The sequence below is a fragment of the Pseudomonas sp. PDM31 genome (assembly GCF_019218965.1).
GTDB lineage: Bacteria > Pseudomonadota > Gammaproteobacteria > Pseudomonadales > Pseudomonadaceae > Aquipseudomonas.
Map to the genome: position 1 here is coordinate 21,854 of NZ_JAHUWS010000019.1, position 25,624 is coordinate 47,477.

The 25,624-nt window shown below is 61.7% G+C and carries 18 protein-coding genes; 7 read left to right on the top strand and 11 right to left on the bottom strand.

What is annotated here, in order from left to right:
• Positions 1-42: 42 nt before the first annotated feature.
• The 11 genes from KW839_RS26495 to KW839_RS26545 form a co-directional block, all read right to left on the bottom strand.
• Positions 43-837: an ABC transporter ATP-binding protein gene (locus tag KW839_RS26495; protein WP_218425936.1), complete on the bottom strand. Its 795-nt coding sequence runs from the start codon at positions 835-837 to the stop codon at positions 43-45.
• Positions 838-848: 11 nt separating this feature from the next.
• Complete coding sequence (locus KW839_RS26500; RefSeq protein WP_218425937.1) at positions 849-1,610, bottom strand: ABC transporter permease; 762 nt, start codon at positions 1,608-1,610, stop codon at positions 849-851.
• A 9-nt stretch (positions 1,611-1,619) separates the two neighbouring features.
• On the bottom strand, positions 1,620-2,381 hold the full coding sequence (locus KW839_RS26505) for an ABC transporter permease (RefSeq protein ID WP_218425938.1): 762 nt from the start codon (positions 2,379-2,381) through the stop codon (positions 1,620-1,622).
• A 227-nt stretch (positions 2,382-2,608) separates the two neighbouring features.
• On the bottom strand, positions 2,609-5,071 hold the full coding sequence (locus KW839_RS26510; protein ID WP_218425939.1) for a TonB-dependent siderophore receptor: 2,463 nt from the start codon (positions 5,069-5,071) through the stop codon (positions 2,609-2,611).
• A 254-nt stretch (positions 5,072-5,325) separates the two neighbouring features.
• A complete protein-coding gene (locus tag KW839_RS26515; RefSeq protein ID WP_218425940.1) occupies positions 5,326-7,596 on the bottom strand; it encodes a TonB-dependent receptor in 2,271 nt (756 codons plus the stop codon).
• 408 nt (positions 7,597-8,004) lie between these two features.
• Positions 8,005-9,063: an ABC transporter substrate-binding protein gene (locus tag KW839_RS26520; protein ID WP_218425941.1), complete on the bottom strand. Its 1,059-nt coding sequence runs from the start codon at positions 9,061-9,063 to the stop codon at positions 8,005-8,007.
• Positions 9,064-9,099: 36 nt separating this feature from the next.
• On the bottom strand, positions 9,100-10,152 hold the full coding sequence (locus KW839_RS26525; RefSeq protein WP_218425942.1) for an ABC transporter substrate-binding protein: 1,053 nt from the start codon (positions 10,150-10,152) through the stop codon (positions 9,100-9,102).
• A 20-nt stretch (positions 10,153-10,172) separates the two neighbouring features.
• Entirely contained in the window at positions 10,173-11,333 is a 1,161-nt protein-coding gene (locus KW839_RS26530) for an LLM class flavin-dependent oxidoreductase (protein WP_218425943.1), read from the bottom strand.
• A gap of 328 nt (positions 11,334-11,661) precedes the next feature.
• Complete coding sequence (locus KW839_RS26535; protein WP_218425944.1) at positions 11,662-13,530, bottom strand: ABC transporter ATP-binding protein; 1,869 nt, start codon at positions 13,528-13,530, stop codon at positions 11,662-11,664.
• Positions 13,523-15,304, bottom strand: coding sequence for an ABC transporter ATP-binding protein (locus KW839_RS26540; RefSeq protein WP_218425945.1), 1,782 nt, complete (start codon positions 15,302-15,304; stop codon positions 13,523-13,525). Before KW839_RS26540 ends, KW839_RS26535 begins: the two co-directional genes overlap by 8 nt.
• A gap of 97 nt (positions 15,305-15,401) precedes the next feature.
• Positions 15,402-16,670 carry an acyl-CoA dehydrogenase family protein gene (locus tag KW839_RS26545; RefSeq protein WP_218425946.1) on the bottom strand — a complete coding sequence of 423 codons (1,269 nt, stop codon included), beginning with the start codon at positions 16,668-16,670 and terminating at the stop codon, positions 15,402-15,404.
• Between the two features lie 405 nt (positions 16,671-17,075).
• Here KW839_RS26545 and KW839_RS26550 point away from each other — a divergent pair, with 405 nt between their 5' ends.
• The 7 genes from KW839_RS26550 (at position 17,076) to KW839_RS26580 (ending at position 25,583) form a co-directional block, all read left to right on the top strand.
• Positions 17,076-18,131, top strand: a complete 1,056-nt coding sequence (locus KW839_RS26550) for an ABC transporter substrate-binding protein (protein ID WP_218425947.1) — start codon at positions 17,076-17,078, stop codon at positions 18,129-18,131.
• 15 nt (positions 18,132-18,146) lie between these two features.
• Positions 18,147-18,878: a class II aldolase/adducin family protein gene (locus KW839_RS26555; protein WP_218425948.1), complete on the top strand. Its 732-nt coding sequence runs from the start codon at positions 18,147-18,149 to the stop codon at positions 18,876-18,878.
• 202 nt (positions 18,879-19,080) lie between these two features.
• Entirely contained in the window at positions 19,081-20,280 is a 1,200-nt protein-coding gene (locus KW839_RS26560) for an LLM class flavin-dependent oxidoreductase (RefSeq protein ID WP_218425949.1), read from the top strand.
• Between the two features lie 10 nt (positions 20,281-20,290).
• The gene (locus KW839_RS26565; protein ID WP_218425950.1) at positions 20,291-21,862 is read left to right on the top strand and encodes an ABC transporter substrate-binding protein; all 1,572 of its coding nucleotides are present in this window, start codon (positions 20,291-20,293) and stop codon (positions 21,860-21,862) included.
• Entirely contained in the window at positions 21,855-22,916 is a 1,062-nt protein-coding gene (locus KW839_RS26570) for an ABC transporter permease (RefSeq protein WP_218425951.1), read from the top strand. Before KW839_RS26565 ends, KW839_RS26570 begins: the two co-directional genes overlap by 8 nt.
• A 10-nt stretch (positions 22,917-22,926) precedes the next feature.
• Complete coding sequence (locus KW839_RS26575) at positions 22,927-23,772, top strand: ABC transporter permease (protein ID WP_218425952.1); 846 nt, start codon at positions 22,927-22,929, stop codon at positions 23,770-23,772.
• Positions 23,769-25,583 (top strand): ABC transporter ATP-binding protein, encoded by a 1,815-nt coding sequence (locus KW839_RS26580; RefSeq protein WP_218425953.1) that lies wholly within the window; start codon positions 23,769-23,771, stop codon positions 25,581-25,583. The genes KW839_RS26575 and KW839_RS26580 overlap by 4 nt, the downstream gene beginning before the upstream one ends.
• Positions 25,584-25,624: the final 41 nt, after the last annotated feature.

Below are 25,624 nucleotides of genomic sequence, written 5' to 3' on the forward strand. Positions count from 1 at the left end.
AATCTTCAGTTTTTACAACGCTTCGACGAATAGCTACGAGGCTCAATGCCCCACCAATTCCGCTAGCAGTTGTTCCTTGAAACCTTGTAGTACGGTTGAAGCCCGATCCCGGGGATGGGGCAGATCTATCTTGATTTCGTGCTTGATCCGTCCCGGGTGGGCGTCCATGACGATCACCCGGTCACCCAGGTACAGCGCTTCTTCGATGTCGTGGGTGACCATGATCACGGTGCAGCGCTGCTGGACCCAGATGCGTTGCAACTCGTGCTGCAGTCGTATCCGGGTCAGCGCGTCGAGGGCGCCCAGAGGCTCGTCGAGCAAAAGCACTTTCGGTTTGTTGATCAACGCACGGGCGATGGCCGCTCGTTGTGCCATCCCGCCGGACAATTGGTGCGGGTAGGCGTTTTCAAAGCCTTCAAGTTTGACCAGGGCAATGTGCTCGGCCACCAACCGCTGTTTTTCTGCGTCGGACAACGGATGATTTTTCAGGGCCAGGGCGATGTTCTGGCTCAGGGTCATCCACGGAAACAAACGATGGTCCTGAAACACGATCCCGCGCTCCAGGCTGGTGGCGACGATCCGTTTGCCATCCAGCAAAATGTCACCTTCATAGTCGGCTTCCAGCCCGACAATGAGCCGCAGCAGGGTTGATTTGCCGCAGCCGCTGGCACCGACGATGCTGACGAACTCGCCGGGGCGGACGTCGAGGTTGATGTTATGCAGCACCGGCAGAGGATTGCCCTCGATCCGATAAGCCTTGCTCAGGCCGCGAATGTGCAGCGCACCCGACTGCAATGAAGTGCTGTGTAGCGGGGCATGTTGGGCGATTGCGTTCATGGAATGGCCTTTCAACGAGTGTTGCGCCAGCGCAGCAAATGGCGGCTAAGAAGGGTGAATAGCAGGGTCATCAGGTAGCCACAGAGGCCAATGCACAGCACGCTGAGGACGATGACCTCCATGCGTGAACCGGCTTCGGCGTTCATCATCAGGTTGCCCAGGCCGGCGCCGGAAGACAGAAACAGCTCGCTGCCCACGGCGGTGACCCAGGCAAACGCCAGTGCGTGCAACACGCCGGTGGCAATGCTCGGCAACGCCGCCGGAAGCAGCACATGACGGAACCGCTGCCAGCGGCTCAGGACCAGCACCTGACCGACTTCACGGTAGCGCTGCTCGACATGGCTGAAGCCTTGCCAGGTGTTGAGGACCATCGGATAAAACGCCGCGAGGCTGACGATCAGTACCTTGGAGAACTCACCGTTGCCGAACCACATGGCAATCAGCGGAATCCAGCCAAGCATCGGAACCTGGCGGATCGAGTGGAACAGCGGCCCGATCAACCGATTGGCCACGGCTGACAGCGCCATCAGCACCCCCAGCGATACGCCAAAGAAAATGCCCAAGGCCAGGCCGGTGCTGGTACGTGTCAGGCTGGCCAACAGGTTAACCAGCAACTCGCCATTGGCCAGCAGTTCGATCAAGGCCGAGCCAATCGCCGACAACGGCACAAAAGCGTAAGCCCCGGCGGCGCCCTGGCGTGACAGGTACTCCCAGGTGCCGATCAACAACAGCGGCAGCAACAGGCCGCGCAATTTGGCAAATAGTCGAGACATCGGCGGCTCCTAGCGGGTCTGCCAGCGGAACATCCGCTGTTCGAGTTGGCGAAAACTGAAGTCGAGCACAAAGCCGATCACGCCCGTGACGACCACCCCAACCATCACCACATCGATGCGCAGCATTTGCCGGCTCATTTCAATCATCTGTCCCAGGCCACTGTCGGCGGCCAGCAACTCGGTGGCCACCAGCACCACCCAGGCGCGGGTCAGACTGATGCGAAACCCGGTGATGATCGGTGGTGCGGCAGCCGGCAGGGCGATCTCGCGGACGAACGTCGGCCAGCGCAGTCGATACACGTCAGCCACTTCGAAGTAGCTGCGCGGGATGGCTTTGACGCCTTCGCTGGCGGCCAGTGCCACCGGGAAGAAGGCGGTTTTGGCAACGATGATGATCTTGAAGGTTTCATCGATACCGAACAGCAGCACGAACATCGGGATCAACGCGATGCTCGGAATCTGGCGCAGGGTGTGGAACAGCGGCGAGCAGTAGTTCTCGACGTTTTTCGACAGGGCCATGAGCACGCCGAACGCCAGGCCCGACAACGAGCCGATAGCGAATCCCAGCCCAAGACGCGACAGGCTGTTGAGCAGGTGGTCGAGCAACTCACCGCTGGCTGACAGCTCTTCGAAGGTACGCCACACCTGCGCGGGCGGGACCAACAGGTTGCGCGGAAAAATCCCGGCCTCGGCCACCACCGCCCAGAGCAACAGCAGGGCAACAGGGGAGATGAGCCAGGTCAGGGAGGACAACAGTCGTTGAATACGCATGGCAGGTCTTATTTCGGCGAAGTACCGAAGGGGTATCGCAAGAGCTGTGCCAGTACCGGTAAATACTGCCTGGACCTGATGACGCCATCGCCGGCAGGCCGGCTCCCACAGGTTATGCACCACCCTGTGGGAGCTGGCCTGCCGGCGATGGCGTCGTAATGAACACCGGGAATTGATGCCTGGTCAGCATCCGCTGCTGCCAGGGCAACACCCCACCAGCAGTCCACTCAGAACTCGTAACTGACGCTGGTGTAATAGAACGCGCCCTGGGCACCCTCAGGGCTGGTGATCGAGTACTTCGGTACGCCATACAACTGCGTACCTTCAGCCTTGTCCGGGTGGGTATCGAACAGGTTGATCGCCCCCACGGACACCTTCAGCGCTTTGTCAAAGGTGTAGGACAAGTCCAGGTCAGTCACCCATTGCGGGCTATAAGTCTGGTCCAGCGTCGGGTTGGTGGCGTTGAGGCTTTTCCATTCGCCATAGCGGCGCTGGGCGACAGTGACGCCCCAACCGTCATACAGCCAGTTGGCACTCAAGATCAGCTTGGATTTGGGGGTACCGTCTTCGATCAGGCCCTGGGTGGTACGGCCGACAATCTGCGAGCCACTGATATTGCCGACGTCGCGCAGAGCGGTGATTTTGGTGTTGTTCTGGCTCACGCCGGCATTCAGGTTCAGTTGCCCCCATTGCTGCAGGTCCAACTGATAATTACTCGCCAGTTCGATACCGTCGGTACGGGTGTCGGCGACGTTGGTGTAGAAGGCCGCGCTTTGAATATTCGCGTACGGTGTCCCGGCGAAAATCGGCGAGACCACCGACGCCGGCAACTGGTCAGAGAGGGTGATGCGGTTGTCGATGTCGATGCGGTAGGCGTCCAGCGTCACCGATGCATTGGCCAGTGGGCGCCAGACCAGGCCCAGGGAGTAGCTGGTCGACTCTTCCGGCTTCAGCGACTTGCCGCCCAGCAACGTTGCTTCGGGGCTGTCGGCGCGCAGGGTTCGTTGCTGCACTTCGACAAAGTTGCCGCTGCCCGGCGGTTGTTCCACCACCTGCACGCTGAACGAAGACAAGCCGCTCTGCACCAGCGACGGCGCGCGATAGCCGGTGCTGGCGGTGGCCCTGGCGGCGATCTGCGCAGTGAAGTCATAACGCAGGGACAGCTTGCCGTTGGTGGTGTCGCCGAAGTCCGAATAGTGCTCGGTGCGCGCCGCGACCCCGGCCTGGAATTTCTCGGTGATCTGACCTTCGACATCGAGGTAGGCACCCAATACGTCGCGGTCCAGCGAGGCCGCATCGACTTGGGTAATGCCCGAGTAGTAACCCGGAATGCGTCGCCGCGTAATCGGGTCGACGGTGTTGAAGAGCGGGCCGTTCTGCCATCCCGCGGCTTCGCCTTCGCTCAGTTCATAGTTCTCCTGGCGCCAGGCCACGCCGGCGGAGAGGGTCAGCGGCTTGAACAGCAGGTCGGTGGGCAAGTCCCGCACCCAGTCCAGGGTCACGTTGGTCTGGTCGGCCTCACGTTGGCCGGTGTAAATGCTTTGCGGGCTGCTGGTACCCCAGCTGGGGTTGATCGCATTGCGGTCGGTGGAATCCAGGGTGTTGTTGCCATAGTTCACGGCGAAGTCGAACTTGCCCAGTTGCTCATCTTCGTAACGCAGGCCGCCGGTCAATGCATAGTCTTCCAGCGAGTAGCGGGTGATCGGCAGGCGTCCGTCCGGGTAGCGTTGCAGCGCGGTGCTGCTGTAGTTGTTGCGCAAGGTGGTGGGCGGGTCGAAGAAGCCTTCGGCGTCGGTGTTTTTGTGGGAGTAGGTGGCAAAGCCGTAGGCCGTCAGACCTTCGCCAATGCCGACCTCGCTGTTGAGTGCAAAGTTGTACTGGTCCGACACATTGCCCGAGCCCCAGCGCCATGTACGGTAACGGTTGTTTTGTTCGCGGGGCGTGTTGATGCTCGTGGAGCCCGGGTAGAAGATCCGGTTGTCCGGGTTAGTGTCACTGGCCGGGTCCTGGCTGCCGGCGTCGAAACCCAAGGTCAGGAAGCCGTCGTTGGGCAGGGTGAAGCCTTTCCAGCCGCTGAGTTTGCGCTGGATGCCATCGCCCTTGTCGTAGCCGCCGAAGCGGTATCCGAGGTTGCCCCCTTCGTCCTTTTCCTTGAGCACGATATTGATCACCCCGGCAATGGCATCGGAGCCGTACTGGGCTGCCGCACCGTCGCGCAGGATTTCCACGCGTTGGATCGAACTCAGAGGGATCAGGCTCAAATCGACGGCTGCGGCGCCGCGTCCATTGACCAGGCTTTGGCGGGTAACGTTGGCGCTGGTATGGCGGCGTTTGCCGTTGACCAGCACCAACACCTGATCAGACGCCAGCCCACGCAAGGACGCGCCTTGGGCGATGGAACCGGCGAAGGCGCCCTGGGGTGATTGCGGATAAGTGAACGAGGGCGACAGCGCGGTGAGGGCGCCGGACAGGTCGCTGGCGCCGGTCTGTTCCAGCTGCTCGCCAGACAGAACGTCAATCGGTGCGGCGCTTTCCAGTGCCGTGACATCGCTTCGGCGGGTGCCGAGTACGACCACGGTGTCCAGGTGATCGCTGGTTGCGCCGGGGTTGGTTTCGGCAGCAATGACAGGTAGGGCAAAGCTGCCAATGACCAACGCGATAGCGCCGGCCAACGGGGTGTGATCGAACATGGGTGAATTCCTTCCAGGCGTTGCAGGAGCTGGCTTGCCAACGATGACGGTCGTCAGGGCGATGCAAGGCTTGCGGGCCCATCGCCGGCAAGCCGGCTCCCACAGGGTTTTGTGTAATTGCGGAGGACCGGACATCGCAGACGTTCTGTAGGAGCTGGCTTGCCAGCGATTGCGGTCGTAAGGGCGATGCAAACCTCGGGGGCCTCATCGCCAGCAAGCCGGCGCCTACAAGGGGTTGCGTGGTGCCACAGGAATCAGAAGCGGCTGGTCACGCTCAGGCCGACGGTGCGCGGGTCGCCGTAGGTGATGACGTATTGGCCCAGGGTGCCGTTCGGACGGCCGTGGACCTGGTAGCGGCGGTCGGTGACGTTGTTCACGAAGCCGGTGACGCTGAGCTTTTCATCCGGGCTGAACCAGGTCAGGCGGGTGTTGGCCAGGGTGTAATGCGGCTGGCTGAGGGTTTTGTCAGCACTGCTCTGGCGATCGGCGAGGAAGTATTCCTTGTCACGGAAACTCACGTCGCCCCCCGCGACCAACTTGCCGCCGATTTCCAGCGGGAAGGTGTAGTCGGCACCAAGCGCTACTACGTTGCGCGGCGAACGTACAAAGCTGTTGCCGCTGTAATCGCCGGTGATGGCGCCTGTGTTGGGGTTGGTGTTCTTGAAGTCGGTGTATTCGGTGTCCAGGAACGAGACCGCCGCACGCAAGTGCAGGTAATCGGTCGGCTGGGCTTCGAGTTCCAGCTCGGCGCCCTTGACTGTGCCCTTGGCGCCGTTGGTCAGCGCCGTGGTGAGCACGCCGTTATTGACCGTCAGCAGGTTCACCTGAATGTCCGAATAGTCGTAGTAGAAGATGTTGGCGTTGGCCGTCAGGCGATGGTCGAACCATTCAGACTTGAGGCCGATTTCGTAGGCGTCGAGTTGTTCAGGGTCCACCGTGGTCAGCTGCGAAAGGCTGGTGGACAGGCCAGTGTTGAAGCCGCCGGAACGGAAACCGTGGGCATAGCGCAAGAACGCGCGCACGTTGTCGTTGAACCGGTATTCCGGCGTCAGGTCGTAGGTCCAGGCTTCCCAGGTCTTGTCTTCCTGACGATTGCCATTGGTGCCAACACCCGCCAGTGGCACCAACGGGCCGTTGGCGGTGATGCGGGTCAGTTGGGTCAGGTCGAGATCAATGTCTTTCTTCTCTTGGGTCCAGCGCAGGCCGCTGGTCACGGAGAAGTTGTCGGTGAAGTCGTAGGTCAGGTTGCCGAACAACGCGTAGCTGTCCGTGGTGTGGTCGTAGCTCAAGTCACGAAAGTCAGTGGCACCGCCCGTCTGGTTCGAACCGGTGCCGTTAGGCGTAGGGCCTGGCGTGATGAAGCGCTGTGCAGAGCTGTCGAGATCCTCGTGGAAGTAGTGCGCACCGAGCAACCAGCGCAAGGTTTCCTGCTGCGGCGAGGCCAGGCGCAGTTCCTGGGAATATTGCGAGTATTTGTTGTCGGCAATTGCCGCGCCGTTGACCTCATAAGGGGTGTAGTCGGCGTCGCTTGTAGACTGCCCGCGAATGTAGTCGTAGGCGCTGATGGAGGTCAGCGTGTAGTCCCCGAGATGCCAGTTCAGCGTCAGCGAAGTGCCGTCATGATCGAGCTTGGAGTCTTCATTGACATTGAGGGCGATATCGCGCCCGCGGGGTCTTTCATAGCCGACGTTGTAGTAGCGCCCGATGGTTAGCGAGCCGTTGCTGCCATCGCCTTTGTACTCGCGGCTGTGGACTTTCAGCAATGCCTCGAGATCATCATTTATCTGCGCAAGAAACTGCAGGCGTACGGCTTTCTTGTTGACGTCGCCGTAGGTGTTGTCATCCACCAGGTTCTCCTGGAAGCCGTCGCGTTCTTCGGAATACAGCGAGATCCGGGCGGCGAGTTTGTCATCCACCAGCGCTCCCCCCAGAGCGCCGCTGACGATGCGTTCGTTTTTGGTGCCAAACCCGATCGTGCCGAAACCGTCGGTGTCGAAGGTCGGTTTTTTGGAGATGACATTGACCGCGCCCGCTGTGGTGTTCTTTCCGTACAGCGTGCCTTGCGGGCCGCGCAGTATTTCGATGCGTTCCAGGTCGAACAACGGCCCGCCGCCGGCGATCGGCGCGTTCAGGTACACGTCGTCGGCGTAGATGCCCACCGGGTACACGGTCGCGGCGCCGGTGTCACCGGTGCCCAGGCCGCGGATGTACCAGCGTGGTCGGCCGTCGCCATCCGGGTTCTTGGCTGATGCGTTGGGCACGAAGGTGGTGATATCGCCCATGTTGCGCACGCCATCGGCCACCAGGCTGGTGCCCTGAACTGCCGATACCGCCACTGGAACTTCTTGCAGGGTTTCTTCGCGGTGTTGCGCGGTGACGGTGACGGTCTTGAGTGAAGGCTCGGTGGCCGTTTTGCTGGTGTCGGTTTCTGTGGTTTCTGCTGCCAGCAATCCTTCGCTGACGCCGCCCCCGGCCAGCAATAAGGTTAGCCAGATACTTTTGGTGATTGGATTAAGTTTATGCATTTAAGTCTCCCCCGATAATGTTTCACTAATGGGGGTAGAGCAGAGATCGTGCCAACTGAATTTATGGATGGTTTAGTTTTGTTAAGTGCCTGTATTTAAAGGATATTAAATTTTATAAAGTTGTGATTTTTCAGGGGTTTCAAGGTTTTTTTAGTTGAATCCACTGCGCGTTGAAAGCGTTTGCCGAAGATTCAACATAAGTTGCTTGGCGGGTGTTGCTGGAGCAGCAAACATTGAGTGAGGGAGTGTTGCCAGGTCAACAACTCGTTGACCTTGAAGACGCTATCGTCGGAACGCCGCCCGCAGCAAGCCGGCTCCCACAAGTCCGCAGTGTGAACCCGATTCTGTAGGAGCCGGCTTGCTGCGGGCGGCGTTCCGACGATGGCGGTGTAGCGGGCGACGAAGATTTCAAACCGCCAGGCGGGAAGTGGAACCAATGACATTTTCCAACACGCTGAAATCGATCCAGTCCCGGACATCGAATCGCCGGGGGATGAAGTCCCAGCGGTGCAGGAAGTCAGTGAAATCCTGCAACGCCTCGATGGAACGCGTATCGAGCGTCGTGCGTAAACGCCGGTGGGCGTCTTCACCGTAGGCGGCAGCGACCCAGTATTCGCTGGTGTTCAATTCACGGGCCAGAAAACGCCGGGTCTCGTCCGGATTGGCCCAGGCCCATTGCTCGGTGCGCAGCACGGTATCGACAATCCTCACGCTGGCATCGAAATGTTCATTCAACAAGCGCGTGTCAACCGTCAGCGTCCGTGGCGTGCCGTTGTTCGAGCGAATCAGCGGGTCAGGGTGCGAGCCGGTATCAATGACCACGTGCAAGCCGAATTCGTTGGCCAGGTGCACGGCATGCGCGCCCTTGAGGAAGATCGCGTCGATGTCGCCACGCAACAAACCGATCAGTTCGTTGTTGCGGCGGCTGAAGCGCGTCACACCGAGGCTGACTTCCGAACCGTAGACATGCTGCTTCTGATCGTCGCTGTAGGTACCGCCATAGGGGTAGTCCACCAACTCTACGTCCGACACCTCAAGGCCTTCAAGCTTGAGGGCGTTTTCCAGCCCGCGCAGGGCTTGGGCGCGGGTGAAGTCAATCTGCACGTTGGCCCATTTCGGCACGCCGAAGCGGCGGTTTTTCAGATCGCGAACCGTCTTCACGCCGCTTTCTGCGGTGGTCAGGATCAACTGCACCTCGTCGCTCCAGGACAGCCCCAGCACCCGGGTCTGTACACCGCTGGCGTAGGCCCAGATGGCCGGGATATTACCGCCGTGGCGCACCGAGTTTTTCAGGTGATGGTCGTAGTGTGCTTCGCGAACTTCCCGTTCGCTGGACTCGCGCAGGGATTGAATGTTGGTGCCGAATGGCAGAAAGGCTTGCGCCAGTCGACCGGATTGCACGGCGATGCCCAGTCCTGTGGGAACCGGACTGTGGGTGTACCAAAGCGTATCGAGTGGTTTGCTCATAAAAGCCTTCAGTTCGAGTCCATGAAACCTTGCGGGTTATCCGGCCAGCGCGGTGTGTGATTGCAGCAACGCGTCCAGTGGCCGGCGATCGATCCAGTCACGCACGTCGAAGCTATTGGGGATGAAACGCCAGCGATGCAGAAAGTGGGTGAAGTCCTGCAGGGAGGCGATGGCTTGCTCATCCAGTTCGGTACGCAAGCGCAGGTGTGCGTCATTGCCATAAGCGGCGCTGACCCAGTACTCGCTGCTGTTGGTTTCGCGGGCCAGGTAGCGGCGCGTTTCTTCCGGGTGGGTGTGGGCCCAAAGTTCGGCGCGGCGTACGGAATCGAGAATGCCGGTGGCAACATCGAAGTGGTTGTCCAGCAGGTTCAGATCCACTGCCAGCGTGCGAGGCGTGCCGTTGTTGCTGCGGATCAGCGGCTCGGGGTGCGAGCCGGTGTCGATCACGGTATGCAGGCCGAACTCATGGGCCTGGCGGGCGGCGCTGGCGCCTTTGAGGAAAATCGCGTCGACCTCGCCGCGCAGCAGGCCGACCAGTTCCAGGTTGCGTCCCTCGACCCGCTGGGTGCTGACCGGCGTACCGTTCACGGTGCTGACCTGCGGGTCGCTGAACGTGCCCTCATAACGGTAGTTCACCAGTTGCACATCGCCGACCTGCAAGCCTTCCAGCAACAGGGCGTTTTCCAGCCCGCGCAGGGCCTGTGCGCGGGTGAAGTCGATCTGCGCACCGGCCCAGTCAGGCAAGCCGAAACGGCGCCCCTTGAGGTCCTTGACGGTTTTGATGCCGCTGTCTGGAAGCGTCAGGATCAGTTGCACTTCATCAGCCCAGGACAGGCCAATGACCCGCGTCTCCCGGCCTTGAGCCCGGGCCCAGATCGCCGGGATGTTGCCACCGTGGCGTACCGAGTTGCGCAGGGTGTGATCGAAATGCGATTCGCGCACAGCCTTGTCGGTGGATTCGCGCAATGACTGCACCTGCGTGCCCAAGGCACCAACAGTCTCTTGCAGCCAGCCTTTTTGCACGGCGATGCCCAGCCCGGTGGGGACGGGACAGCGGGTGTACCAGAGGGTGTCGAGGGGGTGAGTCATGGGTAAGTCTCCTGCAGCGTTCAGGCGCTGGCTTTCAGATGAGATGCCGTTTGTGCGACAGGGCGTTGGTGCACCAGCGGCAGGACTTCCTGACCGATGCGCAGGGCTTCTTCCAGATGTGGGTTGCCGGCGAGGATGAAGGTCGAGAAACCGGCGTCGCGGTACTCCACCAGGCGTTCGGCGATGTTCTCGTGGCTGCCCACCAGACCCACGGTCGGGCCCGGTTTGGCCTTGGCGAAACCGGCCCACAGGTTCGGACCGATGATCAGGTCGTCGAAGCGGTCGATGTTTTGGTGGTAGGCGGTCTGGCGAGCACCACCGACCGAATCGGAGCCACTGGCGAAACCCTTGGCGACCACGCTGCTCTTGCCTTCGAGCTTGTCGAACTGGCGGCGCAAATCTTTCCACGCCAGCTCTTCGGTTTCCCGGGCGAACAGGTCGACACGCAGGCCGAAGCGCACGCTGCGACCCTGTTTGTCTGCCAGTTCACGCACGCGATCGATGTGCGGCTTGAGCTTGTCGATGGGCTCGGCCCAGTTCAGGTAGACGTCGGCATGTTTGGCGGCAACATCCAGGGCCGCATCGGAGAACCCGGAAAAGTACACGCCGGGCTTGCGCTCGTTTTGCAGACCGTGCGGCAGGGCACCGTTCTCCAGCTGATAGATATCGCCGTCATAGGAGAAGCGCTCGTTCTCCCAAAGCCCCTGGATGATGTCGAGGAACTCGCCGGTGCGCTTGTAGCGCAGGTCATGTTCGAGGAAGTCGCCGTTGGCCCGCTGACTGGCCGGGTTGCCCCCGGTGATGATGTTCCACTCCAGGCGACCGCGGCTGAGATTCTGCAGGATGGCCGCTTGTTGCGCGGCATAGGCCGGCAGGGTCCAGGTGGCCTGGAAGGCGATGAGGAATTTGATCCGGCGGGTTTCCCGGGCCAGTGCCGCTGCGGCGATCCATGGCTCCGGACCGGTGGGCAACAGGGCGCCTTCGAAACCGGCCAGTTCGGCGGCTTTCGCGACCTGGGCGATGTAGTCGATGTAGGTGAAGTCGTCCGGTTCACCATTGGGCAGACGCCCGGGTGCGATGTTGCCTGGACGATAGTGGGGATTGCCGCGGTTGTGTTTGTCGGTGGTCAGTTGCGGACCATCGGTGCCCAGCGGCAGGCGCCAGAAAAACTCAGTGCTCATAGGGTGCTCCTGATTCAATTACGCGTTGCGTCGTGTAGGTGCGATGACGTTTTGAGTGGATGATTGCAACGGACATGCCATGCGCGGTGAGCCGGGTTTTGTTCAGCAGGGCCGGGCGTTTGGCAGGGGGGCGGGGAAGGATTGAGGATCAGGGTGCTGCTGTGGCAGCAGTGCGTCAGCAATGGTTGCTCGGGGTGCAACAGGTTAATTTTCAGGCGAACTGGCAATCGCCAACGCTAGCAAGCAAGCTCCTACAGGTCCGTGTTGTGAACCCGATTGTGTGTGAGCCGGCTTGCTGCGGGCGGCGTTCCGGCGATGGCGGTTGCGATCACACGGATGCTGTGGCGACGATCTCATCAATGGACGAGCCGGCCTCGGCGCTGCGCAAATAGGTCTGGTACAACGCCGCGTAAGCGCCACCCTGTTCGATCAATTGGCTGTGTGGCCCTTGTTCGACCAGGCGACCCTGGCGAATGACCACGATGCGGTCGGCATCGCGAATGGTGGCCAGGCGATGGGCGATGATGATGGCGGTGCGGCCTTCGCAGAGTCGGCGAAATGCTCGCTGTATTCGGCGCTCGGTATGGATATCGACGGCTGAGGTCGCTTCGTCCAGCACCAACACCGCCGGGTCAGCGAGGTAGGCGCGCACCAGGCAGACCAACTGCCGCTGCCCATGGCTCAAGTGCCCACCCAATGGCCCGACTTCGGTCTGATACTGGTGCGGCAGGCGCTCCAGCACCTCATCCGCGCCCAACTCCCGGGCTGCTGCAATCAGACTCGCATCGTCGGCATGGGGCGATGCCAGTCGCAGGTTGTCGAGGATGCTGCCGCTGAACAACACATTGTCCTGCAAAACCACGCCGACATTGCGCCGCAGTTCATGTTGGGTCAGGTGGCGAACATCGACCCCGTCAAGCCGGACCGCGCCCGACTGCACCTCATAGAAACGCGTCAACAACTGCACCAGCGTGCTCTTGCCATGGCCCGAGGGGCCGACAATCGCCAGCACCTCACCGGCAGGAATGTGCAGGTCCAGGTCGTTGATCACCGGCGACGCACTGTTGCCATCGTAGCTGAACCGCGCCTGTTCAAAACGCACTTCACCCCGGGCTTTGCCCACGCGTTGCGGTGTGGCGCTGTCGTTGATTTCCGGTCGGGTGTCGAGCAGCAGAAAGATTCGCTGTGCCGAAGCCGAACCGGTGGCGTAGCGCTCGAACAAGTCCGACAGTTCCTGCAATGGCCCGAGGAACAGAAACACGTAAAACAGGCTCTCGGCGATCTGGCCCACGGTCACATCCGCCTGCGCCAGACCGTACGCGCCCACCAGCAACAGCACTGCCATGCCGGCCGAACTGAGCAGGGCGGTAAAGGGGGCGAACCAGCCGGACCGCAGGCTGCCGCGAATCAGCGAATGATTGAAGTCATCCAGCAGACCGCGATAGCGCCGCAGGTTCGGGGCTTGCTGGGCACACTGCTGCAACATGCGCGCGCCGCTCACGCTCTCCACCAGATGCGCGGTGAAGCGGCTGCGGTTTTCCGCGACCTTGGCCCAGTTGCGCTGGGAGATGCGTTTGAAACTCCAGGTCGCGAGCACCAGCAAAGGCACCGTGGCGGCGAGACTTAGAAAAAACCGTGGGTCGATTCGCCAGAGCATTACCGACGCCAGTCCACAGCGCAGCAAGGCTCCCAGCAATTCAGGCGGGCCCTGGATCAGCAGCGGTTCAAGGGCATCGACGTCCCGGTCGACACGGGAAATGATCCGTCCGGCCTTGGTCCGGTCGAAATAGCTCACGCTCAGGCTCTGGACATGCGCAAACACCCGCACCCGCAGGTCATTCAAGACCCGAATCGCCGCACTGCCCGCCACAAACTGCGAGACCCCGGCGAGCAGGAAACGCCCGAGCCAACTGGCTGCCAGCCCCAAGCCGAGCCAGAGTACCAGGCGCTCATCGAGCAACCAGTGATCGCCCTGTTGAATCAGCCCAAGGTCCAGCAATTCACGGACGAACCAGGGGCGCAAGAACACGGTGAAGACCAGCAAAAGCTCAATGCCGATGACTGCGGCAATGTGGCGGCGAATCGGTTTGAGCAGCGGCAGCAGCCGACTGAACATGCTGCGGTCAAGGGCCTTTTTGGCCAGCATTTCTTCTATTTCGATATCGCTCAAGGCTTTGCCGGCGATTGGGTTAGCCATGGTCGATCCCTAGCAGGTCGCGGTAGTCCGGATGGGTTTTCAAGAGTTCAGCATGGGTGCCGCTGGCGACGATCCGGCCGTCCTGGAGCATCAGCACGCGGTCCGCCAGAAGAATGGTCGACAGCTTGCTGGAGATCAGCAGCAAGGTCGTTGCCCGACCCTGGTCTCGGCGCAACTGACGAATGTTGTTCAGAACCTGGCGTTCGCTGATCGCATCCAGCGCACTGGTGGCATCGTCCAGGCACAGGATGTCCGGCTCACCGAGCAGCGCGCGGGCCAGACTCAAGCGTTGGCGCTGACCGCCAGACAGCGTCACGCCACGGTCACCGAGCGGCGTGGCCAAGCCTTGGGGCAGACGTTCAAGTACGTCTTCGGCAGCGGCCAAACGCAAACCCTGACGCAGTTGTTCATCGCTGGCGTGCGGCGCCGTCAGCCGCAGATTGGCCGCAAGCGTGTCGGAAAACAAAAAGCTTTCCTGGGGCACTACATGTACGCGCCGTCTCAGTTCGTCCAGATTCAACTGACGGATGTCCTGCCAACCGGCACTGTCCGAACCGATCAACAAGCGACCGGAACTGATGTCGCTCAGGCGCGGCAGCAGGCTGGCCAACAGGCTTTTACCGGTGCCGGTTGCGCCCACCAGCGCGACGAGTTCACCTGGCTGCAGCGTCAGCGAGCAGTCCTGCAGAATCTCTAGTCCACCGCCGGGGGCGCTGACACTGACGTGCTCCAGTTTCAGTCCCAATGGCGAGTCGGGCAGGCTGTCGGCACCGCTTCGAATCGCGGCTGGTTCGTCCAGCAGTTGCCAGATGCGCTCGGCGCTGGAGCGCGCGTCGGCGAAGGTCTGCATGACGCGGCCAATGCCTTCGATGCGAAATACCAGGGTGGTGGCGATCAGTAGCGAAGTTACCAGTTCGCCAATGCCCAACTGGCCGGCGGCCACCAGATGAGCGCCGTAAATCAGAATCCACACATGCCCTAACGCAACGACGGCCTGGGGCAGGGGGATGCGCGAACTGGAGTAGGCGAGGGCGAGGCGGGCATGGTCGGCGAACACCGCAACTTGCGTGGCGAAGCGCTGAATGCGGCTGTGCTCCAGGCCGAACGACTTGATCACCCGCACGCCGCTGATGCCTTCGCTGAGGTCTTGATTGACCCGGTCATAGGCTTCGCCAACCGCTCGATCGAGGCTGACCAGGCGTTCGGTCTGGCGCACGAAAATCCACAGGCCGAACCCGGTGAGCAACAACGGTACCAGGCCCAGCAGCGGGTTGTACCAACTGAGCAGGCCGACGGTTGCCAGCACCACCAGTGGCGTTTCCACCACTTGGCGCCAGAAACTGATTAGCGCATCGCGCACCTTGTCGGCGTCGCGAGTGGTACGCGTGATCATTTCACCCATGCCGTGTTGCCAGTGATAGCCCAGGTGCAGGGTTTGGACCTGGTGCAGGATGCGTTCGCGCAGACGCGTCAGCAGTTCCTGGCTGAGCACCAGCGACAGCACGCTGGCAGCGTATTGCAACACGCCACGGCCCACGGCCACGGCGAGCATCAGCCACAACCAATACCAGCCGAGGCTGGCGTCCAGGCTGCCATCGGCGTGGCGGGTTACCGCGTGGCCGGCACTGACATCGTTGACCGCATGCCCGATCAGCCATTGCTGCCAGACCAGCCCGAGGTTCACGGCAACGAACAGCGCCGCCACCAGCGCGAAGCGCCAGGGCATCTCCCGGTAAATCGTCAGGCTGCGCAGAAGAGGGTGTTTTTCGATCATGTAAATACTCTGTGGGGGTATGCCAGGCCGTACCGTGTGATACCGCGCAAAACACGGACCTGTAGGAGACGGCTTGCTGGCGATGGGGGTCGTCCAATCAACGCCGGGGGCTGGTGGCGCCCTGTTTTTCCTTGGCGTTGAGGATCGCGGTGTATTCGCCCGGGTCGACACCGTTGAGGTAGTAGTTGCCGACATGATGCAGACGCCAGCGGATCGGATCGTGGGTGGTGTGGACCCGGGCGTTGCGCCAGAAGCGGTCCAGGTTCCATTTGTTCAGAGATGAACTGGCGCCGAGCAGGGAGAAGATATCGCTGGAGATCTTCAGCGAGGCCGCATCGGAATGAGCGCGCGCGGTGGCCACCGAAAGAATCAGTTCGTCTTGCAGCTCTTTGTTGTCCGGGTCCAGTTCATGTTGATCGAACACCCGCGCCGCATCCCGCAGCAAAGATTGCGCACCACGCAAGGCCACGGCGTATTCGCCGACCTGTTTGATGATGTGCGGCTCCTGATGGGCATGATCGACGCCACTTTCCACCCAAGGGCGGGCGTTGTGGTTGAGGTATTGCACCGCCGCCGACAGCGCGCCTTCGGCAATACCGGTGTCGATGGCCGCGTGGAGAATCTGCGGGAATGTCAGGCCTGTGCGCTTCATCGGTCCTTTGCGCTGGGAGACGAAGCCTTCGTCGAGTTCAATGTTGTCGAAAATCACCGTACCGCTGACCGAGTTTTTCTGACCGAAAGCTTCCCAGTCATCGACCAGCGTCAGGCCCGGGGTATTGCGATTAAGCAGCACCCCGGCACCGCCGTCGTCGCTGGCGGCCGTCAGGGAAATCCATTCGGCCAGGTAGGAACCGGTGGAGTAGAACTTGCTGCCGTTGAGGACAAGCTTGCCGTCGGCGCGACGTTCGACCCGGGTCTTGAGCGCGAACTTGTTCTTGCCACCCACTTCAGCCAGGGCATTGCCAAAACGTTTGCCGGTCATTACATCGCGAATCAAGCGGTCGCGGATTTCATCGCAATACCCGGTGAAAATCCCCCGCAGCATGACGTTGTGGATTTGCAGCAACTGACCGACGCCGCCGTCGGCCACTGAAATGAGGCGCACGGTTTCGACGATGGTTTCCACCGAAGCACCGAGCCCGCCAAAAGCCTTGGGCACGCCAATGGCGGTCAGGCCACTTTCGGACAACAGCTGCGCCTGGCGCCGTGGCAGTTGACCGTTCTGACTGGCATCGGCGGCGATTTCGGCAATCTCGAGGGCGATTTCCCTGGCCACCGCGATGGCCTGGGCTTCGCTTTGCAACGGGCGAATGGGGGCCTGTTCCTGGGTCAGTTGGCCGGCGGGATCGTGTTCAACCTTGCTCATTGTTGTACCTCTGATAATGGATCTGCTGTTGCCCGTAAAACCACACGAACCGCCCTTGTAGGAGCCGGCTTGCTGCGGGCGGCGCTCCGACGATGGCGTTCTACGGGTTTGTGAAAGGGCCTTGAGCAAGTTCTGCGCCAAGGGCTCGAAAGCCTGCCCGGCGCTGGGTTTGTAGCTGTGAAGGGGTGGCGGGTGTTGCTGGGGAAGCAACGGGTTTGCGGCAATTGCTCGAACAGCAGCAGTCACCGCGCAACGCTGCTGGCAGGCCAGCAGTTAGAGGCGGCTCATTTACGCTGGTTGACCTGAAAGCCGCTAAAACAGCGGCTTTCAGCTTTTGGCACGGGCACTGCAATAGCTCTGGCAACAGTCGCCGCGACTGACTTGCCCAACCAGATGGAGCTGCCCATGACGCTTGCTGCCAAACAGACCCGACCCGATACCCAAGCCAAACTTGACCAGATCTGGTTCACCCGTTGCCCGGTGCCGACGGCCTCCGGAATCGCCTACAAGCTAGGCTGGCTCAGCGACGAATTCGCCACCGATGGCCTGCCGGTTTCGACCTTGCAGGAGGCCCGTCAACTGGGCCATCACCACTACGATCACGAACTGCCTGGACTGTTTCGCGAAGGCGGAAACGTCCCGGCATTGGCGGCGCGTGCAGCCGGTGCGCCGAGTCGCTTGATCGGCCTGACCTGGATTGAAGAATGGCAGACCATTCTGGTCCGCCCGGACTCGGGCATCAGCCGGCCGCAGGACCTCAAAGGCAAGCGGCTGGCGCTTCCGGCCTGGGGTGAAACCCGTCCGGGCAGCATCGCCCGGGCCATGAGCCTGCACGGTTACAAAGGTGCGCTGAGCCTGGCCGGGCTCGGTTTCGATGATGTCGAACTGGTGGAAGTCGCGCTTCAAGATCAGCAACGCGCAGCCAGCCCGAAGGAAGGCTTGCAACGCCTGTGGTCGGGGCTCGATTACCTGGTGCGCGGCGAGGTGGACGCGGTCTACGTCAAAGGCGCTTCCGCCGCCGACGCCGCACGCCGTCTCGGGCTGGTGGTGGGGATCGACCTGGACCTGATTGCCGAGCCGCGCTATCGCATCAACAACGGCACGCCGCGTCCGATCACGGTCCATCAGAGCCTGCTCGACAATCATTTCGACCTGGTGGTGCGATTTCTCGCGCAAACCCTCAACGCTGCTGACTGGGCCGCCAATAACCGCGCTGCCCTGAACACCATTCTCGAAGAAGAAACCCGCGCCGGCAGCGCCGGGGTTGCCGAGGCCTATCGCGGCGAATTCCACACCACGCTGGCACCGGACCTGTCCGCGCAGCGACTGGAGTTTCTCGATACGCAAAAAGATTTTCTGTATCTGCACGGCTTCCTGGAACGCGATTTTTCCATCGCTGACTGGGTCGATCCGCGCCCGTTGCAAGCCGCCCATGAACTGTTGGCCAAGCGCCGCGCCTGAATCTGGAGATCTGCCATGACCGTACTTATAAACGAGCAATTGATCAGCGAAGAACTGAAGAACTTCATCGACAAGGTGCTGGTCGAGGCTGAGGAAGCCTTCACCGTGTTCCGTGAAACCAACACCATCACCGCCAATGGCACCGTCGGTTTTATCGAGCGCGTACCAGGTCAGGAGCTGCTGGTGTCGGTCAACTACGGCGGCCCGTGGAATTACCGCAAGCCGCTGCAAGCGACGGTCACCGATTTTGAAGGCAAGGTGATCTACGGCAAAGGCAAGGGTGGTTTCGGTCGCTACACCAAACTGTTCCAGCAGCATGCCGACATCACCACGGTGTCCCATGTGCATTCGCCGTATCTCGGCGCGTGGGCGCAGACCCATCGCACCCTGCCATTCCACTACGTGCCGGTGCAGCGTTATCAACTGGCCCGGGAACTGCCGGTGTACATCGACCGACGTCAGCAGGAAGTGGATTTCATCCTCGACAAGATCGCCGAGAACCCCTTCAACCTGGCGATTCTGGAAGCCAATGGCGGCTCGACCGTGTGGGGCAAGCAAGGCTTGCGTGCAACCGCCGAGTTCATCCTGTTGCTGGAAGAGGGCGCGCAACTGCAATTGCTCGCCGACGCCTTGGGCGGGTCGCGTGCTTATGGTCCGGGCGTTCTGACCCAGCAATGGAAAATGAGCGGACTGTACGACCAAGCGACCGAACTGGGCCTGGTGCCCGCCATTGATCGTCGCACCTGACCCGCCAAACCCCCGGTCAACACGGACCTTGTGGGAGCTGGCCTGCCAGCGATGGCGGTCTGCAGATTAATGCAAGGTTCGAGGGCCCCATCGCCGGCAGGCCGGCTCCCACAGGCATCCGGTTCACAACGTCTGGACTGTAGGAGCCGGCTTGCTGGCGATGACGGCCGAACGGTCGACACATAAACCAAGGAACACGCCCATGGCTGTAAAAATACTTTGGTACCTCACCACCCCCGACGGACCTTATCCGTGGGAGCCTGAAGGGCGCTGGAAAACCGATTTCGAACATTTGAAGCAACTGGCCGTGGCCAGTGATCGCCTGGGGTATTACGGGTCGCTGCTGGGTTCCAGTCCCAATGAGAGCCTGGCCGTTTGCGCCGCCTTGATCGATGCCACGCAACGTCTGCGTTTCCTGGTGGCGCAACACCCCGGCGAACTGTCGCCAGCGGTGTTGGCCAAATGGGCGCTGACCTTCGATCAATTCTCTAACGGGCGTTTGTTGTTCAACGTGGTCAACGGCAACGACGCCGGCCTGGCCACCCTCGGCGTGCATTACGCCCACGATGAGCGCTACGACTTCAGCCTCGAATACTGGCGCGCCTTCCAGAGCTTCTACGCCGGCGACACCTCGGGCTATGACGGCCAATACGTCAAACTCGCGCCACGCTCGCCAGCCGCCGCCAATCACCCGTTGGGCGGCTGGCACCCACCAAAACAGAAACCTGGAATCCCGTTATGGGGCGCAGGCACCTCGGGCCCAGGCGTTGCCCACTCGGTGCAGTTGCTTGACGTCTACCTGAGCTTCGCCAACACCCCGCCAAAACTCGGCGAGAAGTTTCGCAAAGTGGCGGCGCAAGCAGCGAAGGTCGGTCGCGAACTGACCTTCGGCACGCGCCTGCAAATCATCGTCCGTGAGACCGAAGAGGAAGCCTGGGCTCACGCCGAAAAACTCCTGCAACGCACCTCGCTGCATACCGCCCGCACGGCCATCGAACGGCAACTGCCCCCGGGTGAAACCCTGGACAGTTTCCACAGCGATGACCCACAGATCCAGCGCAACGTCGAAGCCATCCGCGCAGGCCGCCTGCCCAAGGCCCGGGACCTGGAGATCTACCCCAACGTCTGGCTCGGCCCGAGCCTGTTCGGTTTCAACATCCTCGGCCCGGCCGCCGGCACTTATCTGGTGGGCAGCGCCGAGCAGGTCGCCGAGCGCATTCGTGAATACGAAGCCCAAGGCACGTCGGCGTTCATTCTTTCCGGTTTCCCGTTGATCGATGAAGCTCACCGGGTGGCGGATCTGCTGTTCCCGTTGCTCGACCTGGATCACGGTTTCGACGTGCCGCGCCTGCGGGCCGAGACGCCTGCGCTGCAACGCGCCAACGCGGTCGAGCGGGCCTGAGGAGTCAGTCATGAGCGAAGGATTTTCCCGTCGCAGCTTTCTTGGTAACGGCCTCGCGGTCGGTGGTGGCCTGATCCTCGGCAGCAGCCTGCTCAGCGGTTGCGACAGTGGCGCGGCCGTCAGTGGCGCAGCGGCGCTGTCCAGCACGCCGGTGCGTGGCGGTCGTTTGCGGGTTGGCATTATCGATGGCGACCAGTCAGGCAACCTCGATGCGCACAAACCGGTGGGCGGCGGGATCATTCGCGGCTGGGCGCTGTACAGCAAGTTCTGGGAGTGGAACACCGATGTCAGCACGCGCCTGGCCCTGGCCGAGTTCGCCGAGCCCAATGCCGATGCCAGCGCCTGGACCATTCGCCTCAAGCCGGGGCTGGAATTTCACCATGGCAAGAGCATTGGCGCCGACGACATGCTGTTCTCGATCCTGCGCCTGACCGACCCGAAACTGGCGTCGCCCTTTGCCGGGCTAGTGGGTGCGATCGACCGCAACGCCTTGCGCAAACTGGACGAGCGCACCATCGAAATTCGCTTCAAGGAGGGGCAAAGCTTCTATCCGCTGGATGAAACCCTGATCAGTTTTGGCGGCATCGTTCCCACCGATTACGACCCGATCACGAATCCGGTCGGCGCCGGGCCCTACAAACTCAAGAATTTCATTCCCGGCCAGCGTTCGCTCTACCAGCGTTTCGAAAACTACTACAAGCCCGGGCAACCCTATGCCGATGAACTGGAAATCATCGAGTTCAAGGACCAGGTGTCCCGTTCGGCGGCGTTGCGTGCCGGGCAAATCGATGTTGCCAGCGGCGTGCAGGCCGAACACAGCGCGCTGCTCAAGGCCGATTCGCGGCTCAAGTTGTATGCATCGCCCAGCACGTCGTTTACCGGTTTCAATCTGAATCTGGCCAAGGCGCCGTTTCAGGATGTGCGAGTGCGTCAGGCGTTCCGTCTGCTGGCTGACCGTCGTGAGCTGGTCGACCGCGGGCTCAATGGTTTCGGGCGCATCGCCAATGACCTGTATTCGCCCCACGACCCGACATACAACCACAGCATTGCCCAGCGTCCGTACGATCTGGAACAGGCGCGCTCACTCTTGCGTCAGGCCGGGCAGGACGATTTGCGGGTGGAGCTGACCACCACGCCGGGGCCGGGCGTCAACGCAGCGCTGGTGTTTGCCCAGCAAGCGAAAAAGGCCGGGGTCGATATCAAGGTCACCCAGGTCGATGGCTCGGTGTTCAACGGTCCGCAACGGGAAAACTGGTTGTTATCGCCGGGCTCGACGCCGGCTCGGGGTTTCCTTGCATCGGCGCTGCACAACGACGCGCCGCAGGCCATCTACAACCGCAGCAATTTCCACGACGAACGTTTCACTTCGCTGTACCAACAGGCGCTGGCTCAACCCGATCTGGAGCGGCGCAAGCTGCTGGTGCATGAAGCGCAAAGCATCCAGCACGAGCGCGGCGGCCTGCTGATCTGGGGCTTCAATGACGTGCTGGATGCAGCCTCTGTTCGGGTCGGTGGATTGGCACCGGAACAGACGACATTTGCTTCATGGCGTTTCGATGAAGTGTGGGTGAACCATGCCTGAGCCGTCCTGCAAAACCCCGCGCACGCCAGCCTGGTTGTCTTGGTTCATCGGACGATTGGGCTACGGCCTGCTGACCGCGTGGGTCATCAGCCTGGTGGTGTTCATCGCCACCCAGGCTCTGCCTTCGGACCCGGCGCGGGTGATCCTCGGCCCTGATGCGCCGCTGGAAAGCATCCTCACTTTGCAACGCCAGTTGGGCCTGGACCGGCCGATCATCGAGCAATACCTGCGCTGGTTGGGCCATGCCTTGAGTGGTGAGTTGGGCGTGTCACTGGACTCCAACGTGGCGGTGGGCAGCATCCTGTTCGGTCGCTTTGGCTACACCCTGGCGTTGCTCGCCGGGGTGATCGCGCTGGTGGTGCCGGTGGCGTTGCTGCTCGGCGTTTCACTGGCCTTGCGACGTGACAGTCGCCTGGATCGCTGGAGCTTGTCGCTGTTGATTTTCCTCAAGGCCACGCCAGGTTTTCTCCTGGCCATCGGCCTTGTGTTGCTGTTTTCCATGCCGCACATGGACGTGTTGCCGGCAGTGTCGATTCTCGATCCGGACAAATCGCTGCTGCGCCAATTGCAATTTCTGGTGCTGCCGGTGCTGGCCCTGAGCCTCTCGGCATTGCCGTACCTGACGCGCATGGTGCGGGCGTCGATGATCGAAGCGCTTGAGTCCGACTACGTGGTCGCCGCCAGGCTGCGGGGTATTCCCGAGTGGCGAATCGTCTGGCGTCACACCTTGCCCAATGCACTGATTCCGGCGATCCAGGGCGTGGCCCTGACCCTGCGCACGTTGATCGGCGGAGCGCTGTTGGCCGAGGTGATCTTCAGCTATCCGGGCATCGGCACCTCGCTCAATTCGGCGATCCAGATGCGCGATTTGCCGATGGTCCAGGCCATCGTGCTGGTGATCACCCTGGGCGTGGTGCTGATCAACCTGTTCGCGGATCTGCTGACAGTACTGCTGACCCCGAAACTGCGCACCGCGCGCCGGGTCACCATGATCCAGCGTAACCGTCGGGGCATCCAGCCCTGGTGGCGACGCTCCCCATCCAAGGCGCCTTGAGAGGTGATGCATGACTCAATCCCGACGTTGGCGCTGGCACCTGTGGCTGGCGGAACCGCAAACCCGCAAGGGTGCGTTGATCACTCTGGCGGTGGTGGCGCTGGCATTGCTTGGCCCGTTACTGGCGCCCCACAGCCCGACGGACATGGTCGGTTCGGTGTATGGCGCGCCGGTGGGCGCGGCGTTGCTGGGCTACGACTTTCTCGGGCATGACGTGTTGTCGCGCTTGCTCAGCGGCGGCGTATCGGTGTTGTGGATGTCGGTGGCGGCGGCTTCGATCGCACTGTTGGCCGGCAGCACTCTGGGGTTGTTGGCGGGATTCTCCCGGCGGCGCCTGGATCAATTGATCACCTCGCTGGCGGACGTGTCGCTGGCGTTTCCCGACCTGATTCTGGTGCTGCTGATTGTCTCCATGCTGGGGCGCGCGCCCTGGCTGATTGTGTTGACCGTAGCCATCGCTTTCACCCCAGGCGTGATTCGTCTGGCCCGTAGCAGCGCGGTGGCGGTGGCGGGGCAGGAGTTCGTCGAGGCCGCACAGATGATGGGCTATTCAAGGCGGCGGATTCTGTTCAAGGAAATCCTGCCGAACATCCTCACGCCGCTGTTGGTGCACTTCGGCAACATGCTGACCTGGGGTGTGGGGATGCTCTCGGGCTTGAGTTTTCTCGGTTATGGCGTGGCGCCGCCAACCGCTGACTGGGGGCTGATGATTAACGAGAACCAGGCGGGCCTGCTGGTCCAACCCTGGGCGGTACTGGCCCCGGCCATCCTGATCGGCATCTTCGCCTATGGCACCAACATTCTGGCCGAAGGCATCGGCCGCAGCAGTTCCAGGATCGGAGAGAAACAGCCATGAACGCCATTGCCGGGATTGAATCCCGCTCTACTGTGCAGACGACGCACGTTTTGCAGGTTCGCGATCTGCGGGTCGAGTTACCGGGGCAGATCGATGTGCTGTCCGGGGTGACCTTCAGCCTTGAATGCGGAGAAATTCTTGGGTTGGTCGGCGAGTCCGGTTCCGGCAAGACCACCCTGGCCAACGCCTTGCTGGCCCATGCTCGAAGGGGGGCGCGGATCGTCGGCGGTCAGGTCGAGGTGTCCGGTCAATCATTGCTGACCCTGGCGGGCGAAGACCTGCGTCGAGCCCGGGGCAGCCTGATTGGTTATGTGGCCCAGGACCCGGCGACCGCGCTGAATCCGGCGCTGCGTATCGGCAGTTTGCTGCGCGAAACCCTTGGCGTTCACCAGGTTGAACTCGATCGCACGGCGCAACAGCAGCGCATCGTCGAGACCTTGCGGGATGTCGGGTTGCCCGATGACGCGGCTTTTTTGCAGCGCTTCCCCCATCAGTTGTCTGGCGGGCAGCAGCAACGGGTGATGCTGGCGCTGGCCTTTGTCTTGCGCCCGGCATTGATTGTCCTCGATGAGCCGACGACCGCACTGGATGTGACCACCCAGGCGCACATCCTCGCCACGTTACGCCGATTGTGCAAAAGCCTGGGTGTGGCGGCGGTGTATGTGTCCCATGACCTGGCGGTAATCAAGGATCTGGTGGACCGGGTGATGGTGATGTACGCCGGGCGTATCGTCGAAGTCGCACAGCGTGAAGTGCTGTTCCATCGGCCGGCGCATCCTTACACCCGCGGCTTGCTGGCGGCGATTCCCGATGTGGCGCAACGCCGGGATCTGCTGGCGATTCCGGGGCAAGCACCGGCACCGGGGCAGAGGCCACAAGGCTGTGCCTTCGCGCCTAGGTGTGGCCGGCGTGTCGCGGCGTGTTCGGTGGTTGAGCCGCAGTTGCAGGACGTGTCGTCACAGCAGCGGGTGGCGTGTCTGGCTCCCCATCTTCAGGTTATGGAACTGGTCGGCCAAAGCGTTTTGGCGCCAGTCACCGCGGCGTTGGAGCTCACGCCGCTGCTGGAGATCAAGGACCTGAACGTGGCTTATGACCGTCAGGTGCTGTTCGATGTGTCGTTGCGTGTGGCGGCCGGTGAATGCCTTGCACTGGTGGGTGAGTCCGGCTCCGGCAAGACCAGCCTGGCCCGCGCCATTGCCGGGCTGGGAGAAAACGCCGAGGGTGAAGTGCATTACGCGGGCGGGTTGTTGAGCCTGTCGGCGCGTCAACGTGACGGTGCGCAACGGCATCAGATCCAGTACATCTTCCAGAATCCGTACCGGGCGCTGAACCCGCGGCAAACGGTGTATCAAACCTTGAGTGCGCCTCTGGAGCATTTCTTCGGTCTCAAGGGTGCAGCCGCTCGGGAACGTGTGGATGCAGTGCTCAAACGGGTTTCGCTGCCGGCCTCGGTGGCGGATCAGTATCCCCACAGCTTGTCCGGGGGCGAGCGTCAACGCGTGGCGATTGCGCGGGCGTTGGTTTGTGAACCAAAGCTTCTGATCTGCGACGAAATCACCTCGGCCCTGGACGTGTCGGTACAGGCATCGATTCTGGCGTTGTTGCGGCGATTGCAAGGGGAAGGGCTGACGCTGCTGTTCGTTACCCACGACCTGGGTGTGGTCCGCGCCATTGCCGACCGGGTGTTGGTGTTGAAGTTGGGGCGTGTGGTGGAGCAGGGGCGGGTGGATGCCGTACTGGACCAGCCGCAGGCGGCGTATACACGCACGTTGCTGGAGAATTCGCCGACGTTGGCGGGTGGGGATTATTAGGCGCAGGGTTGTCAGGTATTCGGTGGTGGATGTCATGCCGC

Bases quoted from the DNA above. Each gene is read 5' to 3' on its own strand.
- KW839_RS26580 (WP_218425953.1), top strand. From the start codon at position 23,769: ATGAACGCCATTGCCGGGATTGAATCCCGCTCTACTGTGCAGACGACG.
- KW839_RS26545 (WP_218425946.1), bottom strand. From the start codon at position 16,670: ATGAGCAAGGTTGAACACGATCCCGCCGGCCAACTGACCCAGGAACAG.
- KW839_RS26540 (WP_218425945.1), bottom strand. From the start codon at position 15,304: ATGATCGAAAAACACCCTCTTCTGCGCAGCCTGACGATTTACCGGGAG.
- KW839_RS26525 (WP_218425942.1), bottom strand. From the start codon at position 10,152: ATGACTCACCCCCTCGACACCCTCTGGTACACCCGCTGTCCCGTCCCC.
- KW839_RS26535 (WP_218425944.1), bottom strand. From the start codon at position 13,530: ATGGCTAACCCAATCGCCGGCAAAGCCTTGAGCGATATCGAAATAGAA.
- KW839_RS26530 (WP_218425943.1), bottom strand. From the start codon at position 11,333: ATGAGCACTGAGTTTTTCTGGCGCCTGCCGCTGGGCACCGATGGTCCG.
- KW839_RS26560 (WP_218425949.1), top strand. From the start codon at position 19,081: ATGGCTGTAAAAATACTTTGGTACCTCACCACCCCCGACGGACCTTAT.
- KW839_RS26495 (WP_218425936.1), bottom strand. From the start codon at position 837: ATGAACGCAATCGCCCAACATGCCCCGCTACACAGCACTTCATTGCAG.
- KW839_RS26515 (WP_218425940.1), bottom strand. From the start codon at position 7,596: ATGCATAAACTTAATCCAATCACCAAAAGTATCTGGCTAACCTTATTG.
- KW839_RS26550 (WP_218425947.1), top strand. From the start codon at position 17,076: ATGACGCTTGCTGCCAAACAGACCCGACCCGATACCCAAGCCAAACTT.
- KW839_RS26510 (WP_218425939.1), bottom strand. From the start codon at position 5,071: ATGTTCGATCACACCCCGTTGGCCGGCGCTATCGCGTTGGTCATTGGC.
- KW839_RS26505 (WP_218425938.1), bottom strand. From the start codon at position 2,381: ATGCGTATTCAACGACTGTTGTCCTCCCTGACCTGGCTCATCTCCCCT.
- KW839_RS26565 (WP_218425950.1), top strand. From the start codon at position 20,291: ATGAGCGAAGGATTTTCCCGTCGCAGCTTTCTTGGTAACGGCCTCGCG.
- KW839_RS26575 (WP_218425952.1), top strand. From the start codon at position 22,927: ATGACTCAATCCCGACGTTGGCGCTGGCACCTGTGGCTGGCGGAACCG.
- KW839_RS26520 (WP_218425941.1), bottom strand. From the start codon at position 9,063: ATGAGCAAACCACTCGATACGCTTTGGTACACCCACAGTCCGGTTCCC.
- KW839_RS26570 (WP_218425951.1), top strand. From the start codon at position 21,855: ATGCCTGAGCCGTCCTGCAAAACCCCGCGCACGCCAGCCTGGTTGTCT.
- KW839_RS26500 (WP_218425937.1), bottom strand. From the start codon at position 1,610: ATGTCTCGACTATTTGCCAAATTGCGCGGCCTGTTGCTGCCGCTGTTG.
- KW839_RS26555 (WP_218425948.1), top strand. From the start codon at position 18,147: ATGACCGTACTTATAAACGAGCAATTGATCAGCGAAGAACTGAAGAAC.